The 10,779-nt window shown below is 67.4% G+C and carries 9 protein-coding genes and 1 CRISPR repeat array; all 9 genes read right to left on the bottom strand.

Annotation, left to right across the window (positions count from 1 at the left end):
- Positions 1-195: 195 nt before the first annotated feature.
- Positions 196-1,530 carry a TIGR02710 family CRISPR-associated CARF protein gene (locus AB2385_RS15680; protein ID WP_367655953.1) on the bottom strand — a complete coding sequence of 445 codons (1,335 nt, stop codon included), beginning with the start codon at positions 1,528-1,530 and terminating at the stop codon, positions 196-198.
- Positions 1,531-1,605: 75 nt separating this feature from the next.
- Positions 1,606-2,166, bottom strand: a complete 561-nt coding sequence (locus AB2385_RS15675; RefSeq protein WP_273380156.1) for a hypothetical protein — start codon at positions 2,164-2,166, stop codon at positions 1,606-1,608.
- A 2-nt stretch (positions 2,167-2,168) separates the two neighbouring features.
- A complete protein-coding gene (locus AB2385_RS15670) occupies positions 2,169-3,185 on the bottom strand; it encodes an RAMP superfamily CRISPR-associated protein (RefSeq protein WP_273380155.1) in 1,017 nt (338 codons plus the stop codon).
- Positions 3,182-4,045 carry a CRISPR-associated RAMP protein Csx7 gene (csx7, locus tag AB2385_RS15665; RefSeq protein WP_367655952.1) on the bottom strand — a complete coding sequence of 288 codons (864 nt, stop codon included), beginning with the start codon at positions 4,043-4,045 and terminating at the stop codon, positions 3,182-3,184. The genes AB2385_RS15670 and csx7 (AB2385_RS15665) overlap by 4 nt, the downstream gene beginning before the upstream one ends.
- The gene (csx7, locus tag AB2385_RS15660; protein ID WP_367655951.1) at positions 4,038-4,943 is read right to left on the bottom strand and encodes a CRISPR-associated RAMP protein Csx7; all 906 of its coding nucleotides are present in this window, start codon (positions 4,941-4,943) and stop codon (positions 4,038-4,040) included. Before csx7 (AB2385_RS15660) ends, csx7 (AB2385_RS15665) begins: the two co-directional genes overlap by 8 nt.
- The gene (locus tag AB2385_RS15655; RefSeq protein ID WP_367655950.1) at positions 4,940-5,455 is read right to left on the bottom strand and encodes a hypothetical protein; all 516 of its coding nucleotides are present in this window, start codon (positions 5,453-5,455) and stop codon (positions 4,940-4,942) included. The genes csx7 (AB2385_RS15660) and AB2385_RS15655 overlap by 4 nt, the downstream gene beginning before the upstream one ends.
- Positions 5,456-6,664: a hypothetical protein gene (locus tag AB2385_RS15650; RefSeq protein ID WP_367655949.1), complete on the bottom strand. Its 1,209-nt coding sequence runs from the start codon at positions 6,662-6,664 to the stop codon at positions 5,456-5,458. It abuts the gene before it with no gap.
- Complete coding sequence (locus AB2385_RS15645) at positions 6,652-7,308, bottom strand: RAMP superfamily CRISPR-associated protein (RefSeq protein ID WP_367655948.1); 657 nt, start codon at positions 7,306-7,308, stop codon at positions 6,652-6,654. The genes AB2385_RS15650 and AB2385_RS15645 overlap by 13 nt, the downstream gene beginning before the upstream one ends.
- Positions 7,286-9,202 (bottom strand): hypothetical protein, encoded by a 1,917-nt coding sequence (locus tag AB2385_RS15640; protein ID WP_367655947.1) that lies wholly within the window; start codon positions 9,200-9,202, stop codon positions 7,286-7,288. Before AB2385_RS15640 ends, AB2385_RS15645 begins: the two co-directional genes overlap by 23 nt.
- 486 nt (positions 9,203-9,688) lie before the next feature.
- Positions 9,689-10,751: direct repeats of the CRISPR family, unit length 36 nt; unit sequence GCTTCAATTGAGCCACGGCTTTTCAGCCGTGGATAC.
- Positions 10,752-10,779 lie beyond the last annotated feature (28 nt).

Below are 10,779 nucleotides of genomic sequence, written 5' to 3'. Positions count from 1 at the left end.
CCTTGCCGTCCCCGAGGTGGCCGGCCAGCACCGGCGAGGAGTCTCCCCCCAGGGCCCCGAACTGCGCCAGCGCCGCGCGGCGGGCCACCTCGCCCACCATCAACACCTCGGTAACGGGGGGCAAGGTGGCGCCGTGAAGCCGGTACCAGACGCCGTTCACCATTTGCTTCCTTTTCCCTTCCGGCGCAGATTTGTCTAGCGCAGGGCTGCCAGCGTCTCCTCAGGCAAGGTCTGCGGAAACTGAGGCGCCCTGGCGAGCCCTTCTGCGCGCCCCAGGGCGGCGTCGGCCGCGCCGATGAAGCTCTCGATGGAGTCCTGCACGCTGGCGTACACTTCCGCGGTCACGGGCACGAAGCCGTGTGCCAGGAGCGAATGGTTGCGCGCCTCGAGAGCGGCCAGCATCGCCCCGCGCCGCTCCGCCCACACCAGGCCTGCCGGATGTGCCAGCTGCGCGAGCAAGTCGTAGGCTGCCACCAGGCCGAGTGCGATTCGGTCGCTGTGCCGCTGCTGCTCCAGCCAGGGTCGGACCGACTCGGGCAGCCGCTCGGGCAGCACGTTGGCGGTGAGCACAGGCTCATCCCGCCGGAGCAACTCGATCTGGGCGTAGAGCTCCAGCGCCCGGTAAAGGCGGCCCACCGCATCGTCAAAGCGGCCCTGGCTGGCGCGCCGCCGGGCGTTCAGAATCAGGTCATAGACGGGCTCCGGAGTGAGGTACTGCACATCAGAAACCCGAATCATCTCGGGCTCCCGCCACCGGCTGCCCACGGTGCGGAGAATGCGAGTCTTGTCCCGCACCTTGCCGAGCAGTTGCCGATGAGCGGGCGTGAGAAAACCCTCCAGCCCATTCAACAGGGTCGCGGCCAGATCGTAGTCGGCCCGATCCCAGGCGGCCAGGCCCCGGGCCAGTTGGCGGAGGTCACGCACCAGTGCCTTAAGGTCGCGGTCGACGTCGCGCGCCACCGCCTCCCTCAACACCGCTTCGGCGGCGACGTAGTCGTAGCGGGTGAAGGCCTCCAGTGCGATCTCCACGCGCCGCCGGGCGTACAGTGCGCGCACGTCCGTGACCTCCGGAGTCTCCGTCCCTTCCTGCACCACCGAGAGTTCAGCCCGTTTCCCGCGAATGTTCACCACCATGCAGTGACCGTCGTCGAAAGCCGCCATGAGGGCACCGGCGGACATCGACTTGGTTCCGCCCGTGTAGGCCACGTAGAGTGTACGGCCCGGGAACCGGGCGTGGCAGTCGCGGATCACCCGGCGGGCTGTCTCGTAGGCCTCCTGCGGATCATCGGGGTCATGCACGATCTCGATCTGGTACTGATCCGGCGCCAGCCCTGCCTGCACTACGATGGACGGGTAACGCCCGATGACCTCGCTGCCGCGGCGGAGTGCGCAGGGGGTCCCGGGGCCGTCGACCTCGCGCGCAGAATCAGTCGAACAGATGAAGCATACAAAGTCAGGCTCATACTCCTGCACCGCCACCAGGACCGGCCGGAACGATCCCCCCACGGTGACGACCAGCACGCTGTCCATGTGCGTTTCCTCCTCGTCGACTCACCGTCCCGGCCAGAGGCCGCCCTCGGCGGCACCGACCGGGTGGACGAAACCCTATTGCTTTCTTGCCTGCATGCTCTGGTGCAGCTCCCACAGCTTCTGCCACCGGGGGTCGACCGGTGCCGACTCCGCCTCCTGCCGCTGCGTCCGCCCGGATTGCTGTACCGGGCGCCCCGGCCGCATCGCGGGCTGCGCTGCCCCTCGCGCCCGGGCGACGGGTTCCGCCACTTCCCGCCTCACCTTCCAGAGCCGGCGCAGGTAGCAGAAGACCATGTAGAGGTCCGCCATGCTGGTGATGCCGCTCAGTTCCGGCCGCTCAAGCCGCAGGGGCTTTTCCTGGTACGCGAGCAGGGTGTCCACGATGGAATGGATCTGGCGGGCCACATTCCGGTCGAAACCCCAGTCCCCCAGCTTCTGTGCCGCCGCCAGCCCCTTCGCCAGCGAGTCCGGCAGCTCGCTGCCATCGGGCGCCAGAGCGCTGCGCAGAAGGTCCGTAACCTTGCCCAAAGCTGAGTCAGTCCAGACCCCGACCTCACCGCGGTTGCTCTCGTACTGGCCCAAGGTCGGGTCGTCCAGGAGCTGCATGGCAATCGCCAGCGCCTCGTGCCGTTCCATGCTCAGTACCCCCCGGTCGCCGGATCCCAGGGCGGACCCTGGGGACGGTCCACGTGGAGAATCTGGCGCAGCTTTCGCACCCGCTCCTCCAGCACCTGGTCCACAGGGCCGTATCCGCGGGCCTTCTGCCGAACCCGCCGCTTCTCTTCCTCATCCTGGGGGCAATACGCCCGGGCCAGTTCCAAGAGGAGTCCCACGGCCTCGGGCACGATCCGCACGCCCCGCCGCAGGTTCGCAGACTCGATCCGGAACCGCACGCTGCCCAGATAGGCCGGCTTCCCGTAGCCCAGCTTGGGGGCGAACGAGCCGTCGAGCCCCAGGGCGAAGAACAGCAGCGAGAGCTCCGCCTCCGTTACGTTGGTGACCCGCAGTTCGCCGGTGAACCGGCTTCCCGGTGGTGCCACCTCGTAAACCAGCTTACCTCCGGCGGCCACCGGGTCGACCCGCTTCCCGTGATAGTAGAACTTGCGACCGCGAATCTCGTGACCTCTAAGATAGATGTGCTCCCGACAAGCCTGTGGCTCGTGCAGTTGACGAAGTCGCTGCGGGTCTACACGAGTTCCGTCGGCCGCCACGAACTGGCCAAACCCCACCCGCCCCCGGTACCGGGCGCCGCCGCTCAGGAAGCCGAAGAGCCCGCAGGCCGGGCAGAGGCGGGGTGGATCACCTTCTCCGTTGCACGGCCTGGCGTTGTCGCGGGGCATCTCTCGCACGCTGCGGCCTTTCGGCGCCGGCGGGGCGCAACTGTAGCTGACGGCCTCAACAATGGAGCGCGCCATGCCCTTTACGGCAGACCCGGGGATGACCAGGCGATCCCCGGCCCGCTGAAACGCACCGACCAGCGTGCCGCCCTCCCCCACGCGGACCAACCCCGTGCCGATGTGAAGCGGCGTCAGCACCTCGAGGGAGAGCGTGATTACGCCGCTGTACCGGTCGGGCAGCAGCACGTCGTGCCCTGGAACCGGTGCGCGGTCCACCCGGGGCACCAGCGGGACGAAGTCATAAGGCTTCTGCCTCATCGGCCGCCGCCCCCCTCGCGCCGGATGGCGGAGGCGTAGTCTACTTCCCGGGCTGCGGCCAGGAGCGCCTCAAAGGAGATCTCCCCTTCGAATCCGGCCGCCCGACGGGTCCACGCCACGGGGACGGGTAGCCGGTCGTCCGGCTCGTACCCGGTCACCTGGCCGGGCGGCTCGGCGCGGTAGTCACGCAGGGCAATCACCACGTCGCGGATGGTGACGCGCCCGTACCCCCGGCTGGTCCCTGACCCCAGGCCGATGAAACCCTGGTTCAGGTCGTCCAGGACGACCGCCAGGAGGCAGAGCTGCCACGTGTCGTAGTTGGAGAGCACCATTTCGGCCTCGAACCGGGCGGACTCCACCACTTCCAGGCCGAACAGGGCGCCTCCCCTGGCACCGCCCGTGACCCGGTCGATGGCCACGTTCTTGCGCTCGCCCAGCACCACCGGGTGCGCGGGGGCCGGGAAGGCGTCGCGGAAGTACACCCGACTGCCCAGGGCCAGGCTCCCGAAGAGCTGGCAGGCGGGGCAGTGGCGCAGGTAACGCTGCGGCCCTGAGGCCTCTTGCACGGCTTTCTGTCTGCCGCAGGCCGCCTTGCGGTCCAACGGGTTGCATACGGAAATCGAGGAGCCGTAGAGGAACCCGCGCAGCAGTTGCTCCGCCCGGGAGCGGAAGACCCCCTTGAGCGAACTGCCGGGGATCACCACGCTTTCCTTCCCGGTGGCCGGGTGGATGGAGCGGACGCACTCCATATCGGGCCGGGTGGGATCCAGGGGGTCCTCGCTGCCGCTACGGATCAGCAACGGGCCGGCGGGGAGAACCGCAAACCGGAAGCGCGCCTCGTTGACCGCCCTGCTATGCACCGCGCTCACCTCCGAACACTTCCCGGAGCACCGCCTGCGCCTGCTGCCAAGTCACCTCGGGGCCGAGCGCCGCCAGGGCGGCCTGCAGCGCCTCCCGGCTCACTCGCGGCTCCTCCGCTTCCAGCCCCAGCAGACGAACGTACTCGGCGAGCGAATAGGAGGGCCGCGCTCCGCCCCAGGCGGCAGCCAGCACGTCCCGGGCGCCGTAGTCCGCTATCCGGGCGTCCACCAGCCGCACCCGCCCGAGGCCGCTGGCAGTCTTGGCACCGAGGGCAATCTCGCCGTTGGAGAGGGCCAGAAGGACAACCATCAGGTCTCGGACCTGGGCGTCGCTGGGGTTCTCCACCAGGATCGAGAGGGCGAACCGGGTCCCCGGGGCCACCACCTCCAGGTCGAACAGCGCACCGCCGGCCGCCGTGCGGGTGTCGCGGTCGATGGCCACGCCGTGGCGGCGCTCCAGGAGCACCCGGTCCTCCAGCGGCATCAGATCGGCCACCAGGACGCGCCCGGCGAACTCCTGGCTGCCAAACAACCGGCAGACGGGGCAGAGGTGGTCCCAGACGAATTCTGCCAGTTCGCGCTCGCTCCTGCGGTGCCGTTTGAACTGCTTCACCAGGTCCTTCCTACTCTCGTTGTGGAGGCATTCGGACGGAGGCGCGCCCGGGCTGACCAGCCAGTGGCCCGGGCTGTTCTGCAGCCGCTCCATGAAGCTCCGCAGCACACCTTTCAGGGAGGAGCCGGGGATGTACGGACGCCCGTCGGGCAGGCGCACCACCGCGTTGTCTACGGCGGTGGGATCGAGACCGTCCGTCGCCGCGCCGATGTGCAGGCCGGTCTCGGTCACCAGCGTGCCCGTCACGTGCAGGCGGCGCTGGAAGGCATCGTAGAGGCCGCTCACCTTGCTCCCTCCTTCTGCCCGGCGGTCACCGCCACCGCCGCCCGGTAGAGATAGCCGAAGAAGAGGGCCAGCGTGTCCAGCCGCTCCCGGTGAGCGTCAGCCGGCAGGTGATCCACCGCGCGCCGCATGGCCTCCAGCACCACGTCGGCCGCGGATCGCTCCTGGACGCCCCTGCCGTCGGGCGACCGTACAGCCACCAGTGCGGCCCAACCTTCCCGCTCGATCTCGCCGTGCTGATCCGGCCTCTCGCCCCGCAAATCCCGGGGCCCCCGGTCTTTCTTGCCCCGTTTCGTCTCCTTGATTCCCCGCCCTTCCTGGTAAGCCAGGAAGGCTTCGATTTCAGCCTCCACCACAGCTCGGTGACAGGCGTCTGCCAGGGCCCGAAGCTGCGTGAGACCGATCTTCTTGTCACCCGCCGACCTGTCGGTGAGCGCCGGGCTCAGGCGCTCCGCCGTCTGGTTGGCCAGGCGCACCAGCTTCTCCCGCTGCCTGGGATCTGTCGCCACCAACACCTATCTCACCGCCTCGCTCACGTGGTAAGACGCACACACCTCAACCTGACCGAAACCGTCCTCGGTCCGCTCCCCGATCCCTAACCGCTCTGCGCGGGCGCAGCGCTCCGCCAGTTCCCCGGCATCTCCCGGCCGCAGCCGCAACACCAGGACCGAGCCCGCCACCAGATAGTGCCGGGACTCCGCCCAGCCGCCATCCGAGAGCCGCCAGCCGCCCTTCATCTCATAGCCGGTGAAGGCATGGGCCAGCTCCGCACCCGGGAAAAGACGGTCCAACCCCAGCGCAGCGGCCAGGATGGCCCTGCTTTCCGCGGCGCCCAGTTGGGCCGGCGAACCGTCGGGCAGGGGCCCCACCAGGGCGGGGGAGAGGAGCGTGAGCGCCAGGTAGACGTCGCGGGCCGGCCCGAGCCCCGCCGCCTGCCTGGCGGCCTCCAGCGCAGCCTGGAACCGGCCGATGCGTTCGCCAACGTCTTCAGATTCGTCCGCCTCCGTCACCACCACCGCGCACCGGCCCCATCCCGTGGTGGTACGCGCACCCACCCGGAGTTCCGCGCAGGGCGGTGGTGCAGGCGCCTCGACCTGTGCCGTGAACTCAGCGCCGGGGGCAATCGGCAGAAGCGTGTAGAGCTGGCCCTGCGCCGCAGCGCCGCGGATGGGATCGATCATCAAGCGGGTGAAGGCCTGGCGGCGGGGACCGGACACCGGCCGGGCAGCCCGGGGATCGTACCAGCCGCCGCGATTCTCCAGGCGGCCGCCGCAGACGCAGTTGAACCGGGGCGGCTGCCAGTCCTCGTCGGGTCGCTCCCTGAGCCGCTGCTGCCAGGCAAGGCGGCGAAGCAGGGTGTCCATCACGCCGCTGCGGCCACAGTCGACCTTGCAGCCCATGGCGGTAAGGGGGAGAATCCTCGCCCCGCCCGGGGTGGCCTGGGTGAACCGGATCTCTTCGAACTGGCGGCACCACGTCGCCCACGGACAACCCTCGCACTCGGGGCGCCCCTGGTACACCACCCACCACCTGCGACCGTCGCGAGCCTCAGCAGGATCGAACAGCGGACAGTCGGAGAGAATCGCCCGGGCGAAGGCCGCCCGCAGCCGGCTGCCGGGAATGTGATCGAGGGACTCGGTGTACTGAGTGTCCGCCCGGCGGTCACCGATGAGCAGCGGGGAGCGCGCCGTGAGGCGCAGGACGAACCGCTTCAGCTCTCCCATGCCTCTGCCCACCTCCGCCATTCCTCATCGCTGACGGGCTGGCCGTCCACCCGCAGGGTAAACGCAAAGCGGCCGTGCCCGAGCCCGCGGGACTTGGACCAGCCCAGCGCGCGCACCAGCCGGATGCCCGTGCCCAGGAGGCCCAGGAGTTCCTCCGGCCCGACCCCATCCGAGTTGCCCGCCACGAACCCTTCCACAAGTCCCGCGAAGGCGGCGGCACCGGCGTCTACCGGCGCCCAGGCCTGTTCGGCGAACAGCAGATGGTTTTCCCGGGGCCGACGGGTGTACCGATCGATCGCCACGGCGGCTTTGAGCAGCACGCCCTCGCCCTCCCCGGCCTCCAGGCGCAGGTCGCCGAACACGAGGCTGCCGGGCGAGGCGCCGGGGCTGCCGAAGAGGCGGCAGACAGGGCAGCCGCAGGGCTCCCCTTCCCGGTGTCCCGTGCCGCCCAGCGTGCGGTAGGCCATCAGCGTGTACGCCCGCACGCGCCCTTTCACGGTGGAGCCCGGGATCATGGGCCGGCCGCTCGAGTCGCGCACCAGGTAATGGTCGAGAAAGCCCCCGCCCTTGCGTCCCGAGCCGACGTGCAGCGGACTGTCGGGTAGCCACCGCAGGGTGATCTCAACGCTCTGCTTGCGCCGCATCGGACTCCACCCCTTCCAGGTACGGCATGAGCTCAACGAGATCGATCCAGGGGGTCAGGTACTCGTCGCCCCGGCGGAAGAAGGGCCCGTCCACCTCGGCGCCATACGTGGCGGCCAGTTGTGCGAGCGCCCGTTCCACGGCGTTCCACTGCTTGTTCTTCTTGGTTTGAAGGAACAGGCGGGCCACCTGATAGCGATAGTACAAATCGGCTTCCGCCCGCCCCATGCGGATCAGCGCGTCCCGCAGCGCGTGAAGGCCGGCGGTGGACCAGGTCTGACTCTGGACCACGGCGGCGGCCAATTCCATGAAGGCTTCGGCCTGTTTCCAGGTGAATGGGCGCAGGGTGTAACGGACCCGGATGTCCCTGCCAGGGCCGCGCCGGCCTTCCACGTCCTCCGGCAGCTGTCCCCCGGTGAGGGCCAGGATGTCCACAGTGCCAGAAGGGACCGTAGCGGTGCGGGCGGCCCGCTTGGCCGAGGGCAGCAGGCTCCCGCTCAGCAATTCGAAGAGGTTGCGAATCGGGGTGTGGCTGTGGGCGATGACCACGCCAACCGACATGGTAATGGGGGTGACCCGAGCACCCGCCTGCGGGGTTCGGTTGGAGAAGGTTTGGTCGAAGAGGCTGCCCAGGTCGTGTGCAATCGCCAGGGCATTCTGGGCCGGGGTGATGAAGAACAGGTCGTCGCCGCCGAGGGCGACGAACTCGACGGCCTTCACGCCGTTCTGCTTCAAAGCCTGGAACGTAGCCTTCACGACCGCGTCTTCATTCCGGCAACTGAAGTGCCGGTACTCGGCGAGGGAACCGAGGTTCAGCACGATCTGCCCCATGTTGTTGCCATCGCCGTAGAAGACAGCCAGATCGCGGCCCTCACCCGCCAGATCCTCGAGGGTCTGTCTGAAACCGGTATCTTTCCCAAGCCCGGCATACTCGGCGTACTCCGCAAAGAGCCGACTGCGCTCGGCCGTGCCGGCGATGAACTTGTGCCAGCACGGGGTGCAGAGCCGCTCGTCGCCCGTCGACCAAGAGACCGGCCGGATGCCGCAGTAGGAACAGCGCTCCCCGCTGGCGGGCTCACCATATGGCCGATACTGATCCCCGCTCTGGGCCATGTAGTTGATGTCGGGGTCCGGATACCCTGTGACCGGCACGGGAAGCCGGGCCATCTGCCGCTCTCTCACGGCCATCTCCAGGTCGTCGAGGCAGGTCCGCATATGGTGCAGCCGCTCCACCGGCGCGTGCAGGGAAGCGGCAGCACACTGGGCGGAAGCGGTGACCCGCTCGTAGAGCCGTTCGATCTCCCGGGCCAACGCGGGCCCCTCGCCGGCCGGCACAATCGCCAACACGTGGCCGCCGCCGGCGTAGACGACCATCTCCGGAGTGAACGGCGCACCCTGGAACAGCGCGGGCAGGCGAGCGAGGTTGATGTTGTCCAGCAAGGTGCTCGCGCCGCGAATGGCCTTGATCTTGCTGGTCTCCAGGAGGTACTGCTTGACTTTCACGACGCCGCCCTTAACCAGGTCGACGCCGGGCCCAGCTGGCACCGCCACGTCATCCCGCCCCAGCGCCAGCCGGTCCGCCGCCACCAGGGCGGCGCGCAGGTGAGGGTCCATCGGGAGTGCGGCCGGGTCGGGTTCCCTGGGGTAGTCGTCGAGCCCCCAGAGCAGGGCCGTCTTACGCAGCTCGGGCCAGTCGGGCCGGGTGGGCCCCGCGACCAGGGCAGCGAAGATGCCGGTGCGGACAAGGATTCTGTCGACGAGCCAGGGGCTGGCGACCGGCGGACCGCCCTGGCCGTGGTAAATCTCAGGGGCGGCAGGAAGCTCGAAGGCGCTCCTGCGAAGGTCCTGGTTCGTAGTCAGTTCCTGGAAGATTGCCTGCGCGGGTAGTTCCCTCAAATGGGCAAGCGCAGCGCCGACAGCCGACCGGGCCTCGGCCCGACCGTAGTGGTAGCAAGTACCAGTCAGGGTATCAGTCCACACGAGGTCGCCAGGCCTTGGCGTACTGAAGTTTTCTGGTCCTTCGTCGCGGTTTGGGGACCATCGAAGGTATTGCACCGATATCTCACCCCTTTTCCAAAACCGACGGGGACGAATCGAACGACTTTACTATGCATTACTGAATTCACTGGTCCGAATCAGTTTCCTTCTGAAACAGTGGTATAGAGACAGACAATTGTACTTGGAGCTAGGCGGAGTAACCACACGGCGGGGGGTGGCCAGTATCTGGTGCTGGCTACCCCCCGCCGACTCGTAGACACGCGTTCGGGCAATACGACCTGGGATGTGATTCTCCTGGACTTGGCTGCTCGCCCCCCGTGAGCCCGCGGCTTCTCAGCCATGAATCCTGGTCAAGCACTTCATCGGTGGCGACCCGGTGCAGCATGTTCAACAGAGCCACAGCTTTTCGGCCGTGGATACGGGCCAGATCCGGCTGACGGCCCGGTTCGGGGTGTTGCTTCAATTGAGCCACGGCTTTTCAGCCGTGGATACCAGCGAGATCCACGACGTGCTCTATTCGGGCTTCGGCGCTTCAATTGAGCCACGGCTTTTCAGCCGTGGATACAGTCGCGTTTTGCAAAATGGCGTCCACGCCAGGGTCGGCTTCAATTGAGCCACGGCTTTTCAGCCGTGGATACTCGCCCAGCAAGAAGCAGTGCTACTTCGTGCCCTACGGGCTTCAAATGAGCCACGGCTTTTCAGCCGTGGATACACGTATACCGCTTACAGCGGCAGGTTGACGTTCCCACAAGCTTCAATTGAGCCACGGCTTTTCAGCCGTGGATACGGGAAGACGGCGGAGGCGGCTGCGAACTACATCAAGCTTCAATTGAGCCACGGCTTTTCAGCCGTGGATACGCGGACTGTGGGCCGAAGTTACACCATCGGCTATGGAGCTTCAATTGAGCCACGGCTTTTCAGCCGTGGATACGACTTCCGGGCCGTGCGGAGTCGGTTCCATCACGCCCCAGCTTCAATTGAGCCACGGCTTTTCAGCCGTGGATACTGATGCGCGCCTGCAGATTTGCAACCTGAGCAGCCGCTTCAATTGAGCCACGGCTTTTCAGCCGTGGATACCCTTCTACGACCGAATCCTGTTCAAGCACGAGATCAAGCTTCAATTGAGCCACGGCTTTTCAGCCGTGGATACGCGGCATCAGGTGGCCCAACTGGTGGCGCAGTATGTAAGCTTCAATTGAGCCACGGCTTTTCAGCCGTGGATACCACCCCGGATCATCCTGAGGAGTATCCGGTCTGGGTCGTGCTTCAATTGAGCCACGGCTTTTCAGCCGTGGATACTAGTCGCCAGCCTCCTCGCCGTGCACCATTACCGTGCTTCAATTGAGCCACGGCTTTTCAGCCGTGGATACCCGCAGAATCCGGCCGAGCGAGTGAAGCCGCCACAGGTGGTGCTTCAATTGAGCCACGGCTTTTCAGCCGTGGATACAGCGCCTGCCTGGAGCCCTTGTGCCACA

The organism is Symbiobacterium sp. (genome assembly GCF_040797425.1).
Taxonomy (GTDB): Bacteria; Bacillota; Sulfobacillia; order Symbiobacteriales; family Symbiobacteriaceae; genus Symbiobacterium.
Note: the sequence above shows the minus strand (reverse complement) of the source record. Positions and strands in the feature narration are given on the sequence as shown.